This is a genomic window from Paenibacillus sp. KS-LC4 (genome assembly GCF_036894955.1).
Taxonomy (GTDB): Bacteria; Bacillota; Bacilli; order Paenibacillales; family Paenibacillaceae; genus Pristimantibacillus.
This window is the reverse complement of the sequence record NZ_CP145905.1, coordinates 5364091-5388636: the sequence shown is the minus strand read 5'-3', so window position 1 is coordinate 5388636 and position 24546 is coordinate 5364091. Positions and strand designations below refer to the sequence as shown.

The following is a 24546-nucleotide window of genomic DNA, read 5'->3' as shown; positions in this document are numbered from 1 at the left end:
GTCATGGTAAATACGAAGGATAAAATATTTCAAGCTGCGGTTCATGTATTCTTTATCGCTGTTGTACTCATGTGCATGATGCCATTCGTGCTGCTGCTGACGACTTCCTTCACGAGTGAGGCGTCCATTGTTCAGGAAGGCTACTCCTTATTTCCGAGCGAATGGAGTCTGGAGGCTTACAAGTTTTTGTGGAGTGATGCTGAAAATATTACCCGCGCCTATGGCATTACCATACTCGTGACCCTAATCGGAACCTTCGTCGGCTTGTCCATATCGGCGCTGCTCTCTTATCCGATGTCGCGCAGTGATATGCCAATGAAAAAGCAGCTTGCCTTTTACGTCTTTTTCACCATGCTGTTCAACGGTGGACTCGTTCCAACCTACATCATTTATACGCAAGTATTTGATATGAAAAACTCGCTGCTGGCGCTTATTATTCCAGGCCTGCTGACGAATGGCTTCTTCGTCCTCATTATGCGGACGTTCTTCCAAAATTCGATTCCGCATGCGATTATCGAATCCGCTTCTATTGACGGTGCGGGAGAGTTTAGAATCTTCTTTAAAATGATTTTGCCGCTGTCGCTGCCGATTCTGGCAACGATTGGTCTCATGCAGACGATTGGCTACTGGAACGACTGGTTTAACGGGCTCATCTACATTAATGACAGCAAGCTATTCAGTTTGCAAAACCTGCTGAATCGGATTTTGCTCAATGCTCAGTTTATCCAGAACAACGCCTCGACGCTGAATGCGGGGGAAGTAGCTAGTGCATCCATTCCTCTGGAAACGGTAAGAATGGCCATGGCGGTTATCGGTGTAGTGCCGCTGTTATGCGCATATCCATTCTTCCAAAAGTATTTTGTCAAAGGACTTGTCATTGGTGCTGTTAAAGGTTAATAAGGTTAAACGTTCGGCTATACACGGCCTTTGGCCGGTTAGCATACAAGCTTGAACATACAGGGAGGTTGCAGAGATGAGAAAACGTTCAAATGGAATAGTGGCGATGCTGCTGACGGTGATGCTGGTGCTTGCAGCATGTGGCGGTAACAGCGGCAGTTCAACATCGAATGCCGGAGCAACGAACAGTGCAGGTGGAGAAACAGGCGGAGCGTCTGAGCTTAAGCCTTATGAAATGACGGTAGCTTTCTTAAGCATCGGCAATACGAAGGATTTGGCTGAGGTACAAGCCGAGGTCAACAAAATTACAAAAGCGAAAATCAATGCAACCGTAAAATTCCTGCCTATTGATATCGGAGCATGGCAGCAGCAGATGAACCTGATGCTTGCGGGCAATGAGCCGCTGGATATTCTCGTAACCGGCACAGGGCTTAATTTTGGCACACAGGCTGCTAAGGGCCAACTGGTAGAGATGGATGATCTGCTGTCGAAATACGGTCAAGATATTCAGAAGGTTATTGGCGAGGATGTCATTAAAGCTGGCTCCTCAAATGGTAAAATTTACGCTGTTCCAAGCGTACGTGACTGGGCAGCAGATTATGGCCTCGTGATGCGCCAGGATATTGTAGATAAACACAAAATTGATGTCAGTGCGATCAAGACAATGGATGACTTGACGGCTGTTTTCCAAACGATTAAAACGAATGAGCCGGGCATGGCGGCGGTTCTGCCAGAAGGCCCAAGCTTCTCGCTTATCCAATCTATAGTGGGCAGCGTCATCGACCCGCTTGGCGACGAGAATGGCGTATTGCTCGGCTTTGATGGCGAGCTGAAAGTAGTAAACTGGTACGAAACACCTGAATATGCGAGCTTGGTGAAACAAGCAAGAGAATGGTACAACGCAGGCTTTATCCCTAAAGATGTTTCGACGAACCAAACGACTTCCGAGCAGTTGATCAAAGCTAACAAAGCGTTTTCCTTCATGGCGCATATGAAGCCTGGCTATGAAAGCAAGGAGTCGCTGCTTGCAGGTACGCCGCTCGTTGCGGCACGTATTTCTCCAGCCATTTCGACGACTTCTTCAATCGCTAACATTATGTTCGGCATTGCAAGAAACTCCGAGGACCCTGAGCGCGCGATGATGTTCCTGAACCTGCTTTATTCGGATGCGGAGCTCATTAACCTGATCGACTATGGCATTAAAGGCAAGCACTATGAAGTGAAGGAAGGCAATATCGTTGGATTCCCGGCTGGTGTAGATTCCTCTAGCTCGACTTACAACCCGACGCATGGCTGGATGTGGGGTAATCAATTGCTTTCCTATATTTGGGAAGGGGACAGCGCGGATCTGTGGACGAAGCTGGACGAGTTCAACAAAACGGCGGTTAAATCGAACGCGCTTGGCTTCAGCTTTACAGCGGACCCTGTGAAAACAGAAGTAGCGGCTGTACAGAATGTGAAGGAGCAATTCAAGATTGGTTTGGAAAATGGCACACTTGACCCGGATAAATATTTGCCGGAATATATTGCGAAGCTGAAATCGGCCGGCATGGAGAAAATCGTTGCCGAAAAACAAAAGCAGCTTGATGAGTGGGCTGCAGCCAATAAATAATATTCGAAGGAGTGATGGTCTGGCATGAGTATTCAAGCAGGCATTAACATATATTCCGTCCATGAGCAGCTAGCTCAAGATTATTTCGGCACCTTGCGCCAGCTTGCGGAAGCAGGCTATACCCATCTAGAAATGCTAGGCTTCAATATGGTGAAAATGTCGCGGTTCAGCGATGAATTTCCGGCCAAGGAGGTTGCCGCCGAGCTGGCGGCTTCCGGCCTTAAGGCTATCGCAGCCCATGAAGGGCCGATGCCGGGCGAGGATTTGCTGGCTCATCGCTGGGATGAGCTGATGGATTATTACGAGCAGCTAGGCTGCATGTCACTGGTGCTTCCATCCGTGTGGATGGATGACCGTGACAGCACGCTGCGTCTCGCTGAGCAGCTTACGCAGCTTGGCGGCAAGCTTGCGCAGCGCGGCTTCCAGCTTTATCTCCATAATCATGCTCATGAATTCAAGTCGGATGGCGATACAACATTATTTGATATCCTCGCCGCTCATACCGATCCCAAGCATTTAAAATTTGAGCTGGATCTCGTATGGGTGATGCGGGCAGGGGTTGATCCGATTGCCGTAATGGAGCGTGTTGGGGACCGCTGTGATATGGTTCATCAGAAGGATTACAGCAAGCAGCTGTCTGGCCCGCTTAATTTATTCGAGTCAATGCGTGCGAACGGCGATGAAGGGCTTGGGCTAATGGATGTATACCGTAAATATATCGTGCCTTCGGACTTTGTGGATCTCGGTACAGGCGCCTTCGATTTTGCCTCTGTGTATGGAAAGATCAAGGAGCTCGGACATGTGAAATATGCGTTGGTTGAAAATGAAGGAAAATCAGCGGATAAGCTTGCCAGCGTCCGTAACGATCTAGCCTATTTGCGCACATTCATTTAAAAAATAATATTTTATAGGCTCACATTTATAACTATGCTTATATTTCATCGTGAAACGGTTGCTTTGCCGCCAATGGAGGGCTTGCGGCCGTTTCACCTTAGGAGGCTAATGACTTTGGGGAAATTGAAAGCAGGCATTATAGGCTGTGGAGGCATCGCCTTTCAGAAGCATATGCCGTCACTTAAAAATAATAGCGATTTGGTAGAAATGGTTGCGTTCTGCGATATCCTCCCGGAGCAGGCAGAGAAAGCGGCGCAGCAGTTCGGTACAGAGGATGCCAAGACGTATACCGACTATAAGCAGATGCTAGAAGATAGCTCGATTGATATTATCCATGTGCTGACGCCAAACCTGCAGCATTCATTTATTACCGTAGATGCGCTGGAGGCAGGCAAGCATGTGATGTGTGAGAAGCCGATGGCAATTAATTCGGCAGAAGCGCGTAAAATGCTGGATGCCGCAGAGCGGACTGGCAGAAAGCTGACAATCGGCTACCAAAACCGTTGGAATGACGATTCCCAAACCCTGTATCAAGCTTGCCGGGAAGGCGCGCTCGGCGAGGTATATATGGCGAAAGCCCATGCGATCCGCAGGCGGGCGCTTCCAACATGGGGCGTATTTGCCGACAAGGAGCAGCAGGGCGGCGGCTGCCTGATTGATATTGGCACGCATGCGCTTGATTTGGCATTATGGTTCATGGACAATTACAAACCGAAGTCCGTTAGCGGCTCGGTGTTCTACAAGCTGCGGGATAAGCCAGAGGGTAATATGTTCGGTCCGTGGAAGCCGGAGGAGCTGGAAGTCGAGGATTCCGCATTCGGCCTCATTAAGATGGAAAATGGCGCCACGATTTTCCTTGAAAGCTCATGGGCATTGAATACGACGGATGTGAAGGAAGCGAAAGCATCACTCTATGGCACAAACGGCGGAGCAGAGATGAAGCAGGGCGCAGATTATGCTGGAGAGCTGATCTTTAACAATGTTCAGTTCGGCAAGCTGATGGAAACGAAGGCGGCTGCTGGTCCCGGCATCGCGTATTTTGGCCCCGGCTCGAATGATCCGGGTACGAAGGAAGCGCGGCAATGGCTGGAGGCGGTTATCCATGATACGGAGCCGCTCGTTAAGCCGGAGCAGGCTTTCGTAGTGACGCAAATTTTGGAAGCCATCTATGAATCGGCAGCGACTGGCAAGGAAATTTATTTGTAAAAGCATATTTAGAAGCTCGCAGTGATATTCGGCCTAGCCGAAGCTGCGGGCTTTTTTTGCATTTTAATATCGTGTGAACAAATGAAACCAAGGTGAACAATTTGTGGGAGTATCAGCGGTTCAGCCTGCTCCGAATTGTTCAATTGAACGATAGCCAGTCGTTGGTTACAATTCATTGTGACGCTCCAGTGTTTTTTTTGCAAACGCATACATGGCTGGGGTGATCTATATACAGAGAGGGGATTTATCGCAGTGAATAAGCGAAAATGGCTTTCGGCCGCATGCTCTTGTCTACTGGTCCTATCCATGCTCGTATCTGCTGTTCCTGCCTATGCGGCTAATGATCAGCAAAACGGAAATAATTTGACTGGTGTGAGCACAGCGGTACGTGATGATTTTACCGAGCAGGAATTGAAGGATAATGACTATATTCTTTATTTTGTGAATGCAGGGGATACAACCCCATCTACAGTTGAAGGCACTGATAAGTTTGGACTGTATTCCTCCGTAACTGAGCAGGTTTATGGGGTAGATGCGGTAACCGGAAAAAAATGGGGGTTAGTAACGACTACATCAGCTGCGAGAACAGGCGATGCTTCAACGAAGCTGGGTACGCTCCGTTATTATAACGGCTCGCAAGTAAGGGATAAGGCGATTGAATACAAATTTGAGCTGCCAGAAGACAGCTATGATATTACGTTTGGGTTCAAAAATCCATGGAGCGGTCGCAGCGTCAATATGGTTGTGAACGGGACGAATCTCTTCGGTGAAACGGCTATTGGAGAATATGATGCCGTAAAGGAAGTAACTTACCGCAATTTAAGGCTGACAGGAAATGAAATGCAGGTTCGCGTTCAAGGGCCAGCTACTGCGGGATTAAGCAATTATAATGATCCAATGATCAGCTATATTATTATCCGTCTGAATGTCACGATTCCTTTGTCCGACCTCGGAGATAAGCTGGACGAAGCGAAAATCGAAGCGGCTGATGCGAAATACACACGCTACAGCATACAGGTGCTGAACGATGCAATTACGAATGCGGAGAGTGTATTCGATACGCTGTCTGCAAATGGCACAGACATTCAAGATCCGGCGGTGCAGGAGCAGATTCGCTCGGCTATCGCTTTGCTTAATACGGCGCTTGCTCAGCTATCGCTGGATGTGCCGAATACGTCGTTTAAGCCAGGCAAGGTGTGGAATGATACGAGCGGTGCGCTTATTCAGGCGCATGGCGGCGGCATTATCTATGATGAGCATACGCAAAAATATTATTGGTATGGTGAGGATAAGACCAATGGCTACTTGCCAGCCCGCGGCGTTCGGGTTTACTCCTCAACTGACTTATACAATTGGGAGGATCATGGTCTGGCATTGACTGCGATTGGGTCGATGGATGATTTTACGAATGACCCGCTCATCTCTCAGCTTTATGCAGGCAGAACGGATCAAGCCAGCATTTTGAACGATATTGGGACGGATCGCATTATCGAGCGTCCAAAGGTTATTTACAATGATGCTACTGGAAAATACGTGATGTGGATGCATACGGATGGCCCATCAGAAACGTCAACAGCCAACTATGCGAAGGCGGAGGCAGGCTATGCGCTGAGCGATTCGCCAACAGGACCGTTCGTTTACGGCGAAAGCCACCGAATGGATCGTGCTCCTGCGGATGCTGCCTACAATGGACAGCCTAACCAGCCGGGCATGGCGCGGGATATGACGCTGTTCAAGGATGATGACGGCACAGCTTACCTCGTCTATTCCAGTGAGGAAAATATGACGATGTACATTTCCAAGCTAAACGAGGAATATACCGATATTGTCGGCTGGCATAAAGACGGCAATGTCGAGCGCGATACCGTGTACAAAGCCGAATATGGTGTCGATTACGTTCGGGTATTTCCGGGAGGACAGCGGGAAGCGCCTGCCCTGTTCAAATATCAGGGCAAATATTATATGATCACCTCTGGCGCTACTGGATGGGACCCGAACCTTGGGAAATATACGGTTGCCGATAATATTTTCGGTGAATGGAAGCCAATGCGCGATGTAGCACCAGGAAGCAGTACGACGTTTGCCTCGCAAAGCACGCACGTTCTTCCGATTGATCCAGCAGCGGGTAAATTCCTCTACATGGGCGATCGCTGGGACAAAAATGATTTGAAAAATTCGCGTTACATTTGGCTGCCAATCGAATTTGGTCAAAATGATGAAATCGCGCTTCGCTGGCGCGATGAATGGACGCTGGATGAGCTGAACGCTATGGGACGTATTACGATTGATACGCCTTTGCCTTCGCAGACCTCGATAGGCAAAGTGCCCGCACTGCCAGATACAGTGCAAATTACGTTGTCTGGCGGTTTGCAAACGACGGCTGCAATTACTTGGAATGCAACGCCGGAGCTATTCGCTAAGCCTGGCATTGTGACGCTAAAGGGCACGCTTAGCGGGGCGAGCAGCAAAACAATTGAACATAAAATTTATGTGGTTCCTGATCGCAGCGCTTATTTCGTTCATGCGGGAGGAGCGGCAACAGCCGATTATAACGACATGATTTCCTACATGGAAGATACGCTTATTAATAAAGAAGCAATCGACCAGAAATATGATCCGGATAATGGTCAAAATTGGGGTTATGTGGGAGATGTAACATCGAGCTCTGGCACAGAAAGCGGCGATCTATTCGCATCGCTGCGTTACTTAAAGTCTGGATCGGGCGATGATTTGTCCTATCGCTTTGATATTGCAAATGGCGAATATGATGTATTTGTAGGTCTTTACGACCCATGGTCGCAATATACTTCTGGCAATCGCAAAGCACATATTATTATTAATGATGAAATTAAAACAAATAGCTATGCATTCAGTGCTGCGCGTGATGTGCTTGGCTACGAAGACGTGAATGTAACTGATGGGAAGCTTGCACTGACGGTTCGCAGGGCGGTTAATGGCGCTCCTGATCCGCAAATTAGCTGGATTATGATTGTCGCTAAGGAGCAAACGGCCGCTCAGGCGGCAAATCGTCTGGGCGAAATAGCGGCACCAGCGCAAGGTGCGGTACAACTGATGCTGCCGGAAGCTCCAGAAGGCTTCACAGTGAAGATCAAATCCTCTAACAGTGCGGTGGTTGGTACTGATGGTACGATTACACCGCCAGAGCAAGCAACAACGGTTCAATTGGAGCTTGAAGTGACGCGGTTATCGGATCAGTCCAGCGCTGTCATTGTCCGTTCTGTTATCGTTCCTGCTAAAGCAAGCAGCGGTGGCGGTACGGATACGGGGACAAACCCAGGAACGAATCCAGGCTCGGGGTCTGGCAGCAATTCAGGCTCGGGCTCGGGAAGCGGATCGAGCAATGGGTCGAATTCAGGAACTACGCCAGGAACAGGAACAGAACCGGGAACGAATCCAGGAACAGGAACGAATCCGCCAGCATTCCCGGATGTAAGCAATCATTGGGCAGGAGCGGCAATTGGCAAGCTTACGGCTCAGGGTATTATGAAAGGATATCCAGACGGTACGTTCCAGCCGGACAAAAAGATGAAGCGCGCCGAATTTATGACGATTATTTTCCGTCTGCTGAAGCTGGACACGGCTGCCGGCTCATCGAAATTTAGCGATGTGTCGGAAGGAGCTTGGTATGCAGGCTCGGTAAATGCATTGGTTAATGAAGGAATTGTGAGCGGATTTGCTGACGGCAGCTTTAAGCCGAATCAGGAAATTACCCGCGAGGAGGCTTTTGTAATTTTGTACCGTGCGATTAAGGGGCAGCTTGCTGCTGGCACGGCAAGTGGCGAAGGCAGCTTCAAGGATAGCGAGAGCATCTCTGCTTGGGCAGCCGAAGCGGTTCAAGCTTTGGCAGAGCATGGTCTGATCAGCGGTTATAAGGATGGTTCTATCAAGCCGGAGCAATCAATTAATCGTGCTGAAATAGCGACGATTGTCGCCAAGCTTCTGCAAGAGCAGTAGAAAATGAGAAGAGCAAGGCTTCCTGGCTTCGCCTTGGAAGCCTTGCTCTTTTATTTTACCCTCGAAACGGTAGCTTTGCCGACGAGAGGAGGGCGATACCTGATGCCTTTGTCAGCTCACTTTAAATGCGGAAATAGCTGTTTCCAAATCGCTAACAATGCGATTCAGTGCTTGTGCCGATGCCGCGATATGCTCCATCTGTGCCAGCTGTTCCTCCGTTGCCGCCGCCACATCATCTGTTTTCTCTAAATTGGAGGCAGCGCCAGCTGCAGCTGATTCTGTTGAAGCGCTAATTTGCTGTGAGCCTGCGGATAATTGCTCTGCAATGGCTGAATTATCATGGAGCTGATTCGCAATTTGCTCAATCGCGATAGAGATAGCATCAAGCCTCTCCTGCACAATCTTCAGCTGGCCGCCGCCATTTGCGACCTCTTGAACGGTTGTCGCCATAAAGCCCGCTGCACTAGCAATCTCACTGCGAGTGCCAGCTACGAGCGTATTAATGCCTTCCGCTGATTCCAGCGAAGCCGCAGCCAGCTTGCGGATTTCCTCTGCAACTACGGCGAAGCCTTTGCCTTGTTCTCCTGCCCGTGCCGCCTCAATGGAGGCATTCAGCGACAAAATATTCGTTTGACCGGCGAATGCGGTAATATTTTGAGCGATTTTGCCGATTTGCTGCGAGCGATGCTCAAGAGACTGAATGCTTTCCGACAGCTTCGTAATGACGGAACGAACATCCTCCATCTGTGTGATGAGCGCAGCGAGCGCCTGTTGGCTTTGCTCGGTTTGCTCTGACGTTTCAGAGGAATGTATGGCAATGGAAGTTGTATTTTCGGCAATACGCTGAATGCCAACCGCCATTTCTTCAATTGCACGGGATGTTTCCTGCGCCGTTCTAGCTTGAACCATTGAGCTTTGAGCAACCTCTTGAATCCGAATCGCAGTATGCTCTGCGGCCTCGGTCGATTCCTGCGATGCAGCCGTTAGCTGGGAGGAAGCTGCGCTTACCTCGACGGAAGACTCCGAAATGCCGGCAATCAGCTTGCGCATCGTGTCAATCATATGATCGACGGCTGCTGAAATCCGGCCAAGCTCGTCCTTCCCAGGATTTTCATCGCGCTGTACCGTTAAATCTCCTGCTGCCACTTGATTGGATTTAGCAACGATCATGCGGACAGTCCGCATAATTTGACGGACGGTGATGATAACAACAATGACTAGAAGAAGCGTAACTAAAGTAATCGTTATGAATGCAACAAGTCGATTTTGATCTACTTGCTTGTTGATTGCCGCAATCGTCAGCTCCGCATGCATGTCTAAGCTATCTACAATCTCGTTAATACCGGAGCGGCTGTCTTTAAAAGCGTCGTCAATTTCGGCATTGCGGAACTGGTGCTGATCTCCGGCAGCGGCCTGTACGGCAGCAGAGGACCAAAATTCATATTTTGGCTGGAATTGCCCCAAAATGTCCTCAATCGTGCGGCCAGACTCACCATAAGCCAATGTTTGCAAAGATTGCGCTTCAATAATAACGGTTGCTTTTCCAACACGTTCGGCTACCTGAGCAATATTATCGGCCAGATCTTTGCGTGCTTCATCCACTTCAGTCGCGTTTAACGTACCGGACTCCACTTTTAAATACGCTTGATAGGCTTGATACATGTCGCGGTCTGCATTCAAAATAAGTGAACTGACCTGAGTGGATGTGTCATAAATCTGTGTTGTCATCGTACGAACCATTTGCTGCTGACCGTTTAGGTAATACAAGCTCGACAACACATACGCAATAAGCGGAATTGCAGCAAGCAGAGCAAGCCGCCAGCGTAAAGGTAGTTTTAACATAAAATCCCGCCCTCTTTTTTAAAAAGTTAACCTAACATGTAGTATATATCGGTGTGAATTACGATTTCCGTAACGATTTTATACAGTGTTTTTAAAAAAATATGTCGAAGCGGTATGGTGAAAGAGGTGGATAAGAAATGAAAAATGCGAGGTTCTTTTCTTTGTTAAAGCCTTGCCAGTTACGGTTTATGCTCGATTGAGGATTCGACACATTTTGATGAAAATTTAGGTCTAAATTCGTCATTTTATTGGAGGGATATGTTATAATTTGTCGAATTTATTTACAGCTAGACATTTTCAGACTCAGTTTTGGCACAGAAGCTATTGGGGGCGTCATCTAAGGCGGTGTAAATGAGGCATAAAAGGGGAGGTTCGACAGGTTATAAAAGCCAGTATATATCGTATCGGGTATTGAAAGGGTTTGCAAGACATAGACAGCAACTTAATAAAATTCTGGAGGCATTTAGCTATGACAAAAAGGCATTACACTTCGAAATGGCCGCGAATAGGAATTTTTATGCTCGCTTTACTCCTTATGATTCAAGTTTGTATCCCTTCTATTTATGCAGCCACTACGCCGGACACCTTCACGACGAAGAGCTTGGAAGCGTTGCCTGCAAATTCCATGGCAGCTGGAGCTTATGGCAACGGAGTGTACGTTGCTGTTGGGACTTATGGGGCAATTATTAAATCTACAGATGCCGATCATTGGGAAAGTGTAAAAACAAGGGCGGATTCTAATTATACTGGAGTATCTGCTCCAGCAAGCTTTAGTTTTTATGGCGTTGCTTATGGCAATGGTGTCTTTGTTGCCGTTGGTACTGATGGGGTTATTTTGAGCTCCACGGATGGCGTGAATTGGACACAGCAGGCCTCAGGGGTTTCTTCCACCATTACTAATGTCGAATATTTTACGTTTAATGGGGCTGGAGCTTTTTATGGACTCTCTCTAGGGAAGTTTGTTACCTCTACTAATGGTACGACTTGGACTACGGTTGTGCCTACTGGATTACCTTCAAATAAATCCATCACTCAAGTAACAGTGGGAGAAAATGGGACGCGCCTCGCTGTGTCGAGTCAGGAAGGCAAAATTTATTCGACGACTAATGGCACGACGTGGACTTCCGTTCGGCCAATGACTCCTGCCTCAACCCCCGCTGATGGAGCCAATTTTATGGAATGGATGAATGACCGTTATTTTATGATTGATATTAGCGGCCACATCTGGACCTCTACCAATCTCTCTACTTTCACCTTACTGGGTGCCCCGTCTAAGCAAGATGGAGTAAATGCAACCGGCCAAATGAGACAAGGCTTTTATGATGGCACGCATTATTATTTGTTCGGCAGTGAGGGAAGCAAGTATGGCGCTGTTTATACATCTACAGATGCGACAACTTGGACCCAGCAGCCTTTTGAACGAGAGTTTGTTGATCAGAATGCCTCCTATATAAATGGAAAATATTTTTTGTTTGGCAGTGAAGGGATAAGCGTCTCGGACACGGGCTCGAATTGGAGCTACAAATGGGGCGGGACTTTTAATGAAATTATATATGACGGTACCCAATATATTGCCGTTGGAATATTGGGAAGAGAAGGAGGGATTTGGACTTCCAATGATCTTTCTGCATGGACGCAGCAAAGTGTATCAGGATTTGCAGATGCTTTTACAGCAGTCGCACACGGAAATGGCAAGTACGTGGCAGTTGCCGGACCTTATCACGGTGCAACAATGCTTGCTACCTCCAGCAACGGTACAAGCTGGAGCCTGCAAGCTGGCCTGCTTGGCAATGAAACTTTAACTGATGTTGCTTATGGAAATGGCGTGTTTGTGACCGCTGGTCAATTATCCTCTGCCAATAGAGCAGTGATTGAGACATCGTCGGACGGTGTTACGTGGACTGAGCGGACCTTGCCTACCAATACGTTGAACTATTTAGCCTCGGTTGCTTATATTAATAATCAATTTGTTGCTCTTGGAAATGCTAATGATAACAGTGGAAATGTGACTGAGATTGCAATCCTGACCTCAACTGATGGAATAAATTGGACGAATCACGATAGCAGTTATCCTAATTCAACCGATTTCGTAACCAATATAATTTTTGATGGCAGCAAATATATTTTGCTTGGGTTCGATTCATCAACCTATGAAATGTTTACCCGTACGAGTGCGGATCTTGCGACATGGTCTGCTCCTGGTTTAACAGGTGGTTATTTCGTATATGGTGGTTCGACATTTATGGAAAAGAAAGGCAATACGCTTTATGGGCTTTTTACAGATAGCAGTTATGAATCTGAGGACATTTTTTATTCAAATGATGATGGGGCTACTTGGCAGGCGTCCTCTACACTAGATAGTTCAAAGAGAGCAGCTGCATTAATGAACCTCAATAATGAAGTTGTTGTATCCGGGCCTAACAAGCTGGTCATGATGACAGGAGTTTCAGCTTCTTCGGCGATCTCACCAGGTTCAGCGAGCTTCGATAAAGAAACATCTGCACAGTCGGATGTAGCCGTAACGTTGACGCTGAACGGGAATACGCTGAGCAGCATCACGAATGGAGGAGCGACGCTAACAGCGGGAACAGATTATACGGTGGTCGGCAACACGGTAACGATCAGTAAATCGTATTTGGCACAGCAGTCTGTAGGCGTGACGAACCTCGCGTTTAATTTCAGCGCAGGAGCAGCGCAAACGTTGGCAGTAACGGTGAGCGACACGACACCGCAAAACAGCCAATTGAGCCAGACAACAGCGAGCTTCGATAAAGAAACATCAGCGCAAGCAGATGTAGCCGTTACGTTGACGCTGAACGGGAATACGCTGAGCAGCATCACGAATGGAGGAGCGACGCTAACAGCGGGAACAGATTATACGGTGGTCGGCAACACGGTAACGATCAGCAAAGCCTATTTGGCACAGCAGTCTGTAGGCGTGACGAACCTCGCGTTTAATTTCAGCGCAGGAGCAGCGCAAACGTTGGCAGTAACGGTGAGCGACACGACACCGCAAAACAGCCAATTGAGCCAGACGACAGCGAGCTTCGATAAAGAAACATCAGCGCAAGCAGATGTAGCCGTAACGTTGACGCTGAACGGGAATACGCTGAGCAGCATCACGAATGGAGGAGCGACGCTAACAGCGGGAACAGATTATACGGTGGTCGGCAACACGGTAACGATCAGTAAATCGTATTTGGCACAGCAGTCTGTAGGCGTGACGAACCTCGCGTTTAATTTCAGCGCAGGAGCAGCGCAAACGTTGGCAGTAACGGTGAGCGACACGACACCGCAAAACAGCCAATTGAGCCAGACGACAGCGAGCTTCGATAAAGAAACATCCGCACAGTCGGATGTAGCCGTAACGTTGACGCTGAACGGCAATACGCTGAGCAGCATCACGAATGGAGGAGCGACGCTGACAGCGGGAACAGATTATACGGTGGTCGGCAACACGGTAACGATCAGCAAAGCGTATTTGGCACAGCAGTCTGTAGGCGTGACGAACCTCGCGTTTAATTTCAGCGCAGGAGCAGCGCAAACGTTGGCAGTAACGGTGAGCGACACAACACCGCAAAACAGCCAATTGAGCCAGACGACAGCGAGCTTCGATAAAGAAACATCCGCACAGTCGGATGTAGCCGTAACGTTGACGCTGAACGGGAATACGCTGAGCAGCATCACGAATGGAGGAGCGACGCTAACAGCGGGAACAGATTATACGGTGGTCGGCAACACGGTAACGATCAGCAAAGCGTATTTGGCACAGCAGTCTGTAGGCGTGACGAACCTCGCGTTTAATTTCAGCGCAGGAGCAGCACAAACGTTGGCAGTAACGGTGAGCGACACAACACCGCAAAACAGCCAATTGAGCCAGACGACAGCAAGCTTCGATAAAGAAACATCCGCACAGTCGGATGTAGCCGTTACGTTGACGCTGAACGGCAATACGCTGAGCAGCATCACGAATGGAGGAGCGACGCTAACAGCGGGAACAGATTATACGGTGGTCGGCAACACGGTAACGATCAGTAAATCGTATTTGGCACAGCAGTCTGTAGGCGTGACGAACCTCGCGTTTAATTTCAGCGCAGGAGCAGCGCAAACATTGGCAGTAACGGTAAGCGACACGACGGCGCAAAACAGCCAATTGAGCCAGACGACGGCGAGCTTCGATAAAGAAACATCAGCGCAAGCAGATGTAGCCGTTACGTTGACGCTGAACGGCAATACGCTGAGCAGCATCACGAATGGAGGAGCGACGCTAACAGCGGGAACGGACTACACAGTTGTGGGCAACGTAGTGACAATCAGTAAAGCCTATTTAGCGCAGCAGTCTGTAGGCACGACAAACCTATCGTTTAATTTCAGCGCAGGAGCAGCACAAACCCTGGCAGTAACGGTGAGCGACACGACGGCGCAAAACAGCCAATTGAGCCAGACGACAGCGAGCTTCGATAAAGAAGCATCGGCGCAAGCAGATGTAGCCGTTACGTTGACGCTGAACGGCAATACGCTGAGCAGCATCACGAATGGAGGAGCGACGCTGACAGCGGGAACAGATTATACGGTGGTCGGCAACACGGTAACGATCAGCAAAGCGTATTTGACACAGCAGTCTGTAGGCGTGACGAACCTCGCGTTTAATTTCAGCGCAGGAGCAGCGCAAACGTTGGCAGTAACGGTGAGCGACACGACGGCGCAAAACAGCCAATTGAGCCAGACGACAGCGAGCTTCGATAAAGAAGCATCAGCGCAAGCGGATGTAGCTGTAACGTTGACGTTGAACGGCAATACATTGGGCGGTATCACGAATGGTATGTCAGCTCTGACACCAATGGTAGACTACACGGTTGTAGGCAACGTAGTAACGATCAGTAAATCGTATTTGGCTCAACAGCCAGTTGGTACGACGAATTTATCGTTTAATTTCAGTGCGGGAGCAGCGCAGACATTGGCGGTTTCAATTAGCGACTCCACAGCTCCAGCGGCGCAGGATAGCAGCTTGAGCCAGACGACGGCGAGCTTCGATAAAGAAACATCGGCGCAAGCGGATGTAGCTGTAACGTTGACGTTGAACGGCAATACATTGGGCGGTATTACGAATGGTATGTCAGCTCTGATGCCAATGGTTGACTATACGATTGTAGGCAACGTAGTAACGATCAGTAAATCGTATTTGGCCCAACAGCCAGTTGGTACGACGAATTTATCGTTTAATTTCAGTGCAGGAGCAGCGCAGACGTTAGCGATAACCATTAGCGACACAACGCCTGCAAATTACGAGGCACCTGTCTTGCAAGCTATTAATGTAGATAATGCGAAGGCAAATCTGCAATGGAATCCAGTAGATGGAGCAGATGGCTACAACGTGTATATGGCTCTGCAATCGGGGGGCTACAATACAGAAGTTACGAGCGTCGGCCAGTCGGTATACAGCTATGAAGCAACGGGATTGACGAATGGAACTACCTACTATTTTGTAGTAAAAGCCGTTTTTGCCAGCGACCTGAGCGATGCCTCCAATGAGCGTTCCGTGACACCGATAACGGTTGCGAATGCGCCGACAGCGGTATCCGCCACAGCTGGAAATGGTCAAGCAACTGTCGCATTCACAGCACCAACCGATAACGGTGGAAGTGCTATTACTGGCTATGAGATTCTAGATGCGGAAGGACACACAGTAGCGACGGGTTCGGATAGTCCGATCACCGTTACAGGTCTCACGAACGGGACGAGCTATTCCTTCACGGTAAAAGCGATTAATGGTGCGGGCTCTAGTGTATCATCCGTTTCATCCAATACCGTTACGCCATTAGCTCCTACAAGCAGTGGTGAAACGACACAGCCAGGCTCTTCGTCCTCCTCAGCCTCAGGAGCATCTGGTACAGGCGTAGACATCTGGATTAATGGGCGTTTGGAGAGAATCGGAAGTGCAGCTACATCGAATGTAAATGGCAGCACTACGACTACGATTACAGTCGATCAAGCTTTGCTGGAGCAGAAGCTCGCCGCAGAAGGTCAAGGTGCGGTTATTACGATTCCGCTGCTAGGCAATAGCTCAAACATCGTTATTGGCGAGCTGACAGGACAAATGATTAAAAATATGGAGCAAAAGCAAGCTGTGCTTGAGCTCAAAACTGATCGGGCAACCTATACGGTGCCTGCACAGCAAATCAACGTGGATGCGATCTCGAAACAGTTGGGTCAAGCCGTATCGCTGAATGATATTACGCTTCGAATTGAGATCGGTACTTTAACGGATAATATGATGAAAATTGTGCAGGGGTCAGCAGACAAAGGTGGATTTACGTTGTCAGCACCTTCACTGGATTTTTCAGTGAGTGCGGTATACAACAATCAGATTCTCCCTATTACTAAGTTTAGTGTATATGTAGAACGGACTGTCGCCTTGCCGGCTGGCATTGATCCGAATCAAATTACAACCGGCATCGTAGTCGAGCCGGACGGTACGGTTCGCCATGTTCCGACTAAGGTTGTAGAGGATAAGGGCCAATATTTTGTCCAAATCAACAGCTTGACCAATAGTGCTTATTCGATTGTATGGCATCCGCTTGAATTTAAAGATGTTGCCAATCACTGGGCCAAGGCTTCGGTCAATAATATGGGCTCGCGTCTTGTCATCAATGGAACAGGCAATGAGCTATTCAGTCCAAACAAAGATATTACGCGTGCAGAGTTTGCAGCAATTATCGTGAGGGGGCTGGGGCTTAAGCTTGAAAATAGTGCGGCCTCATTTACCGATGTCCAATCGGCTGATTGGTACGGTTCTGCTGTTCAAACAGCGAGCGCCTATGGTTTAATTAATGGGTTTGAGGACGGCTCCTTCCGTCCGAACGACAAAATTACCCGTGAGCAGGCGATGGCGATTATTGCTAAAGCTATGAAGATCACAGGATTGAAGGACACGCTCCCGGCAGTAGAGTCAGGAGAGTTGCTAGGCCGCTATAAGGATGCTGCAAAAACGTCCGCTTGGGCAACTGCGGGTATTGCTGATGTGCTGCAAGCCGAAATCGTTACAGGCAGAAGCGACACGCAGCTGGCACCAAAAGCGAATATGACGCGCGCAGAGGTAGCAGTAATTATCGAGCGCCTATTGAAAACCTCCGGTTTAATCTAAAGCTTTAAGAGCTACAAAGCCATATCTTTCTTCTATATCGTTAAAGGCATGTTCCGCCCACCGCGGCAGGTCAGAGCCTAGCACTTATTTAGAGCATTCCTTCTTGCTGTATAACAGCAGGAGGGAATGCTTTTTTTTGAAAATATAAGCATTTATAAGCTTTACACTTATAAATGGGCTTATATTTCTAAGGCAAAGCTCTTCATCGCCATGGAAGGACGATGAAGTCGTTTTTGCTTGGGACACAGCTTCCGCTATTTGGGCTTTTACTGTGCTTTCAGGCCGTAAGCGGACAGGAGATCCACTATTGTCCTTCGTATCCCGTCAAAATGGTCAATTACAGCGTATTAGCGGCTCCTGAGTCCGCAGCCTGTGCGAAAACCGCTAATCTTTTGAAATAGCTGCTGCTGTGTCCGCCAATACGCCCAAAAAACGTTTTAAAACTTTTTTTGATCCCATAGTGATCCAAATGTAATCTAGCTGCGTGTTAGTGTATGTAAAGAATAAGCGGACAACGAAAACACATAAAACGACGCTAAGGAGTGAAGCAAGATGAAGATGAAAAAATTAATCGTTCCTATGTTAAGCTTGACCCTAGTAATGCCGACAATGGCGGGTGCAGCAGCACCAACATCAACAGCTGCAAAGGCATCGGTAAACACACCGGCAGCCGAGCTGAGAGCAGGGCTTGATTATTTGCTCTCCGAGCATTTCACCCTTGCGGTAACAGCAATGACGAAAGCCTATGACGGTACGAAGGATGCGGATGCTGCCTACAAAGCTCTCGACCAGAACGCCTTGGATATGCAGCCAGCGATAGCTTCGCTTTACGGCGATGCTGGCGCAGCTGAATTCGAAAGAATTTTCCGCGCACACAATCAGTACACAGACGATCTCGTAAAAGCAACGAAGAAAAAGGATGCAGCAGCGATTAAAACGGCGGAGGATAAAGTAAGCGGCTTTGTAGACGAGTTCGGCAATTTCCTCGGCGCTGCAACAGAAGGCAAGCTTCCAGCGGATGCAGCGAAGCAAGCGATTCGCAGCCATGAGGATCACGTCCAAGAAGTATTCGAGGATTATGTAGCTGGCGATTACAAAGGGGCATATGAGGCTTACCGTAAAGGCTACGCCGAAATGTTCGGGATCAGCAAAGTATTGTCGAGCGCCATTGTAGCTCAAATGCCCGCAAAGTTCGAAAACACCAAGGCAGACACGAAGGCAGCTGATCTGAGATCTGCGCTAAACCAATTAGCTGGCGAGCATTTTGCCCTATCCGCTCTGCAAATGCAAGAGCAGTATGATGGAAGAGCTGCTTCAGACGCTCTGATCTGGGCAGAAGCTATGAACACAGCCGATTTCAAAGCAGCGATCGCATCCATTTATGGTGCGGAAGGTGCAGCCGCATTTGAGAAAATTTGGGTAACGAACCACGTAAATGCCCAAGCTGATTTTGTAACGGCTGTTAAAAACAATGATGCAGCAGCGAAAGCAGCAGTTGAGGCGCGTATCGCGGGCTTCACGACTGAGTTTGCGGCATTCCTTGATTCAGCAACAGCAGGCAATCTGCCTAAAGAGGCTGGTCAAGCTGCCCTATCTGCGCATGAAAATCAAGTCCAGCAAGTGCTTACGCAATATGCAGCTGGTGACTACACCGCCTCGTACAAAACGAACCGGGAAGGCTACAAGCTGATGTTCGGTGTAGGTCAAGCGCTGGGCAATGCCATTGTAACGCAATTTAACGACAAGTTCCAAGAAGCAGCCGCACCTACAACACCAACTGACCCTGCAACGATGGTAAAGGTTTGGATGCAAGTAGGCAGCAGCGTCCTGAACATTAACGGCACCGTTACGAAAATGGATACAGAGCCATTCATCTGGAAGGGCATGACTTATATTCCGCTTCGCTACCTGAGCGAAGGTATTGGCGCTGACGTGAAATGGGATAAAAAAGCGCAGCAGGTCACGATTAAAGCAGGCAGTGACACGCTGAAATTTTGGATCAACAAAGACTTCATGGAAGTAAACGGCATGAAAAAATCCGTTGGCGCTAAAGTATTTGTCAACTCCGACAACAGAACGGTCGTTCCTCTTCGCTTCATTACGGAGCTGCTTGGCTGGAATGTACAATGGGACAAAGCCGATCACTCCATTACGTTGACGAAAGCAATGTAAGATAAACGACTTGCAAATCGAAATCCCCGCAAGCCGATCACTTGAAAAAAGTGTCTGCTTGCGGGGATTTTTTTAAAATATAAGAATGTATAAGTATCACACGTATACATTCTTATATATTGCATCTAATCGCTGCATCTGATCGTTGCATCTGATCGTTGCATCTGATCGTTGCATCTGACTTCCTATACGAGAAGCTTATCAGCTGCCTTGCTGCTATAATAATCATTGCCGTTGCGAGCATCATAACGTTGAGCCGCTGCTAGGGCAAGACTCTCAAAATGAGCGGCGAGCGCCGGAAGGCTGGTATCTTCATGAGCAGCAAGGAAGGAGGCGGGAAGCCGAAGCTGAACCTGCCGCCCTTCTTGAACAAGCTTCTTCAGCAGCTGCGCTGTACTTAGATGAAATAGCATCATTTCATAAGGGTTCTCATGGTCGAGGATGAACGGCAAATGCAGCTCGACAGCCTCAACAGCCTTCACTGGCTGGGTCAACGTCAAATATTCAATATGCTGGGCGACGCTTTCCAGCAGATCGCGTTTGCCTTTGACAAGGCGATAGCCTTTCGTATGCGCTTTTTTCGCTTCCTCATGGAGATTTAGGCGTTGCATAGGCAGAAGCAGCTCCGCCAGTGTAATATGAGGTACCTCCGTACATTGCATTTTCCCCGATAGAATGGGCTCTGCCGCCTTTAATGCTTGCTCATCCTCGCCCAGCCTTGAATAAAGCCAAACAATATAATGCTGCTCACAGGCAATACAATCGCTCATATGATCCCGTTCCGCCTTTATAAACTGTTGAAGATAGTCTTTGGCTTCATCAAGCCTGCCAAGATCTACTGAGAGGCGGGAGCGAAAATATAAATAAGTACGATTGCTGTAGCCATGCTCTTTGTAACGCCTGCCCAAATCCTCCAGCAGCTCCTGAATTTGTGACATCGGAATTTCAGCGAAATGCGAAATGATGCTGACGATCCACTTATATCGCCATAACAAGGTGCTGCCATTGTATTCCTCAGGGCTATGATCATATTGGCCAAGCTGCCAAGAGAAGGCGATAATCGCTTTCAGCGGAAAACCGTGAAAACAAGCCGTTCTCACGATATGGTGACGTGCATCAAAACCATTGTCGATATCGCCCTCCGCATCGGCCAGCCGTGCGGCAGCCTCCAGCACCTCCAGCTGCGCTGCACCGGAAGGGAGCGCATACGCCTGGTTCATCAAATCCTCAAACTCCATTTTCATTGGTGCTCCTCTGTCTATTAGTTGAGTAGCTGCTCAGTTAAACGGTCGAGCGGCTCCATTAGTCGGTTTAAATGAGCAAGCTAGCGGCTTTTTTACTATAATAATCATTGCCATTGCGCGTATCAAAGCGTTGTGCCGCCGATAGGGCGAGAGCTTCAAAGTGAGCAGCAAGCGCTGGGAGGCTCATATCCGCATGCGCTGCGAGGAAGGAGGCTGGCAGACGGAGCTTCACATCAGAGCCTTCGTTAACTAGCTTCTTGAGCAGCCGCGCTGTGAATAGATTAAACCGCATTACCTCATAAGGATTTTCATGGTCTAAAATAAATGCCAAATGCAGCTCGACGACCTCGACCGCCTTCGCTGGGTTTACTTCCGTCAAATAATGAATATGCTGGGCGACGCTATCAAGCAGATCGCGCTTACCTTTAACCAGACGATAGCCCTTCGTATGGAGCTTTTGAGCTTCCGTGTGGGAGCCTTGGCGCAGCAAAGGAAAAAGCAGATGCGGCAGCGTAATATGAGGCACCTCGGCACAAGTCATTTTGCCCGATAAAATCGGCTCTGCCGCCTTTAATGCTTGCTCATCCTCGCCTAGCTGCGCATAAAGCTCGACGATATGATTTTGTTCACAGGCGATGCAATCGGTCATATAGTCCCGTTCTACCTTCATCATCTGCTCAAGAAAATCCTTTGCTTCCTCCAGCCGTCCATGGCTTAAGGCAAGGCGAGAGCGGTAATATAAATAAGTGCGGCGGCTGTAGCCGTGCTCCTTATAGCGTTTGCCTAAATCCTCGACAAGCTCCTGAATTTGCGTCATGGGTACTTCTGGAAAGTTTGAAATGTTGCCGACGATCCATTTGTAGGACCACATCAAATCGCTGCTATCGAAATCCTCAGGATCTTGGTCGCATTGCCCTAGCTGCCAAGAGAAGGCGATAATCGCTTTTAGCGGATACCCGTGAAAAATAGCGGTCTCCACAATTTCGCCTCTCGCTTCATAGGCATTTTCAATATCGCCTTCTGCATCTGCCATTCTTACTGCTGCCTCCAGCACCTCCAGCTTAGCGGCTCCAGGGGGCAGACCATAGGCCTGATCCATTAAATCCTCAAAAGTATGCTCCATTTTTCGATTCCTCCTTGTGCATCCTGCGTCTATGTGTTCGAGGAAAGTCCCCAATCCATAAATTTAACCATCCCTTGGCCGAGCACGCCGAGCTCCTGGCGAGTCATGGGATAGTGCCCCATCAGCAAGGCGTTCGTATAAAGCATTTCCACAGCGGTCGTGAACATTAGGCCGTCGGCACTGTTGAATATTTTGTGCACGAGCGGATTGTTTAAGTTAAAATAAAGCGTCGAATAAGCGGACTCCGTAAAGCTTGTGCCCAGATTGCCGAGTACAGAAGCGAGCAGGTCAGAGCTGTTCTCCTTCGCTTTCTCCAAGGAGCGCAGCGACGACGATTCCTTCGATAGCGTATAGAGAGCCGGAAGCTCTGCCGGGGCAAAGCGTTTAAGCTGAATTTGACAGCGGAAGCGCTGCAAAGCACCGTCGGCAAGACGAATGCGCTCATAATATTGATTGCGCTCCTCGCTTGTCAAATCCTCGAAGGACAGCGATACATCTTCCGGCAGCAGCCTTTCCATATCCAGCTCGGGAAGAAGCATCGACAGGCGCTCAAGCAATTCATGGTTATAAATATAGCCTCCATTGAGGACGAGCATTGATTGTGCTGCGGCAACATGGGTAATTTGACGATATTCATCAACAGACGCGGTATAAAATAATTTTTTATTATCGGCAAGCAGCTCACCGAATGTTCGTTCTCCGTATGTGCTTTCGAAGGTTAGCCAGCGATATATCGTTTGCAGAAAATCCTCATCCTGCGCAGCTAGCGCCTTCATCGACAAAGCATGCAGCTCAATGATGCGTTTCAATCGGTCAGGCTCGTAGTCGCCTATGCGCATAAGCTCATTGCGGATCGCTTGCCCAAGCTCCTCGCGCACCGTTTCTAGCCGTTCATCCTCATAAAAATGCTCGCGGGACGCCGTCGGCTGAAGCTCATCGGTCCAAATCAAGCATTTGACGAAAAAGGCCCATTCCGGTAAAATATTTTCCGCTTTGTCGGACACGAGCATTTGCTTTAAATACACTTTATGGGTGCGGCGGGCGTTCAGATTCACGCTATGCGGCAAAATAAAAGCGATGCCGCCCGTTCTGCCATTCGCTGTCTGAAGCGGAATGAAATCCTGCATCGGCTCGCCTAACAGCTTTTCGCCAAAGGCAAGCACCTCACGGCGGCGTCCACGCGCCAGCTCTGGCTGCATAATCCAGTCCGGCCGCGATTCATTAATCGTCTTTGCGTCTCCATTGGCATGAAGTTTAACCGGATAGGGCAGCAGAGCGCCATAATAGAACAATAGCTCCTCAACCATTTGCGGCTCGTAATAAGGCTCGCTGTCTGGCTTGCAGCGCAAATAAATTTTCGTTCCCGGCGATAGCTTGGTGCTTAGCTGGCGAATCGTATACGTTCCATCCGGTTTGCCGCGCCATTCCATGGACGGTCCGCCCTTCACCGACTGGGTCAGAACGACAATTTCGTCGCTGACCATAAAGCAGGACAGCAGACCGATGCCGAAGCGGCCGATAAATGAGGTCTCTTTTGCAATAAAATTGTGACCGACCTTGGAGGAGTGTCCAATCATGGCTAGAAACTGATGAATGTCTTCCTCGGTCAGCCCTACGCCGTTGTCTTCAACCGTCATTGTTGCCCCACTGCCGCTGCCTGCTATTTCTACCGTCACGTTTCCAGTGAAACCAGGCTCAAGCTGTCCGCGTGCTGTAATAGCGTCCGTCGCGTTTTGCAGTAGCTCACGCAAATAAACATTAGGACTGCTATATAAATGGTTGGAAAGTATATTTATCATTCCGCTTAAATTTACCTGAAAGCGATATTCTTGTTCGTTGCTCATCGGATTCTCCTTTATTATAGAAGGATTTTAGTTTGCATCTACCTAACTATTCTACTATTTTCCATACTTGCAATCCAATATTTATAGCATAATGAGCCGAATGGCCCATAAGCTTATACCCTAAATTTCTGTCCTTCAAACATTGGCAGTCGTAGAGCAGAAGCATTTTAAAATAATGAGTCATGCGGTCCAGACGCCTATACCCTTCACGACTATCTAAAGCTTCCAATTTGTCACGCATGCTTATTGGATCGGTATAGGAGGAAAGGAATGGGGTATAATAAAACTATACAGTATAATAGAAGGAGGCGGCATACCATGTTCTTTCGCAAAGGAAGCCTTAAAGTTGGGATATTGAACGGCATTCTTCTCGCGCTGCCCTTCTGGATTCTCTTCATTTGGTTATTATTCAAACTAATTAACTAGCCTTATGCGGCTATGGAATCAGGCATTATGGAATAGAGTATTGAAACCTTAGAACGCTTGCAAAGCTCAGAACATTGGTTCAGAGTGCAAGCGTTTTTTTGTTCATTTTTCTGAAAATAAAGCAAAGGTCAAAAACGCCGTCAAACCGCACGGCGCCTATAAAATAA

At 48.5% G+C, this 24546-nt stretch carries 11 protein-coding genes; 7 read left to right on the top strand and 4 right to left on the bottom strand.

What is annotated here, in order from left to right:
• The first annotated feature begins 3 nt into the window (after positions 1 to 3).
• From V5J77_RS22795 to V5J77_RS22775, 5 genes are all read left to right on the top strand, one after another.
• Positions 4 to 897: a carbohydrate ABC transporter permease gene (locus tag V5J77_RS22795; protein WP_338553127.1), complete on the top strand. Its 894-nt coding sequence runs from the start codon at positions 4 to 6 to the stop codon at positions 895 to 897.
• A 76-nt stretch (positions 898 to 973) separates the two neighbouring features.
• On the top strand, positions 974 to 2509 hold the full coding sequence (locus V5J77_RS22790; RefSeq protein WP_338553126.1) for an ABC transporter substrate-binding protein: 1536 nt from the start codon (positions 974 to 976) through the stop codon (positions 2507 to 2509).
• A gap of 24 nt (positions 2510 to 2533) precedes the next feature.
• Positions 2534 to 3403: a TIM barrel protein gene (locus V5J77_RS22785; RefSeq protein ID WP_338553125.1), complete on the top strand. Its 870-nt coding sequence runs from the start codon at positions 2534 to 2536 to the stop codon at positions 3401 to 3403.
• Between the two features lie 108 nt (positions 3404 to 3511).
• Positions 3512 to 4609, top strand: a complete 1098-nt coding sequence (locus tag V5J77_RS22780) for a Gfo/Idh/MocA family oxidoreductase (RefSeq protein ID WP_338553124.1) — start codon at positions 3512 to 3514, stop codon at positions 4607 to 4609.
• Positions 4610 to 4861: 252 nt separating this feature from the next.
• The gene (locus tag V5J77_RS22775; protein WP_338553123.1) at positions 4862 to 8584 is read left to right on the top strand and encodes an S-layer homology domain-containing protein; all 3723 of its coding nucleotides are present in this window, start codon (positions 4862 to 4864) and stop codon (positions 8582 to 8584) included.
• A gap of 111 nt (positions 8585 to 8695) precedes the next feature.
• Here the strand turns inward: V5J77_RS22775 and V5J77_RS22770 are convergent, their stop codons facing one another.
• The gene (locus V5J77_RS22770) at positions 8696 to 10426 is read right to left on the bottom strand and encodes a methyl-accepting chemotaxis protein (RefSeq protein WP_338553122.1); all 1731 of its coding nucleotides are present in this window, start codon (positions 10424 to 10426) and stop codon (positions 8696 to 8698) included.
• Positions 10427 to 10895: 469 nt separating this feature from the next.
• On the opposite strand from V5J77_RS22770, the gene V5J77_RS22765 reads away from it, so the two are divergent.
• Both V5J77_RS22765 and V5J77_RS22760 read left to right on the top strand, forming a co-directional pair.
• Entirely contained in the window at positions 10896 to 17570 is a 6675-nt protein-coding gene (locus V5J77_RS22765) for a X2-like carbohydrate binding domain-containing protein (protein ID WP_338553121.1), read from the top strand.
• A gap of 552 nt (positions 17571 to 18122) precedes the next feature.
• Positions 18123 to 19742 carry a copper amine oxidase N-terminal domain-containing protein gene (locus V5J77_RS22760; RefSeq protein WP_338553120.1) on the top strand — a complete coding sequence of 540 codons (1620 nt, stop codon included), beginning with the start codon at positions 18123 to 18125 and terminating at the stop codon, positions 19740 to 19742.
• A 185-nt stretch (positions 19743 to 19927) separates the two neighbouring features.
• On the opposite strand, the gene V5J77_RS22755 is transcribed toward V5J77_RS22760, so the two are convergent.
• The 3 genes from V5J77_RS22755 to V5J77_RS22745 form a co-directional block, all read right to left on the bottom strand.
• Positions 19928 to 20986, bottom strand: coding sequence for a hypothetical protein (locus tag V5J77_RS22755; protein ID WP_338553119.1), 1059 nt, complete (start codon positions 20984 to 20986; stop codon positions 19928 to 19930).
• 67 nt (positions 20987 to 21053) lie between these two features.
• Complete coding sequence (locus V5J77_RS22750; protein WP_338553118.1) at positions 21054 to 22109, bottom strand: hypothetical protein; 1056 nt, start codon at positions 22107 to 22109, stop codon at positions 21054 to 21056.
• A gap of 29 nt (positions 22110 to 22138) precedes the next feature.
• Entirely contained in the window at positions 22139 to 23953 is a 1815-nt protein-coding gene (locus V5J77_RS22745) for an HSP90 family protein (RefSeq protein ID WP_338553117.1), read from the bottom strand.
• Between the last annotated feature and the right edge of the window lie 593 nt (positions 23954 to 24546).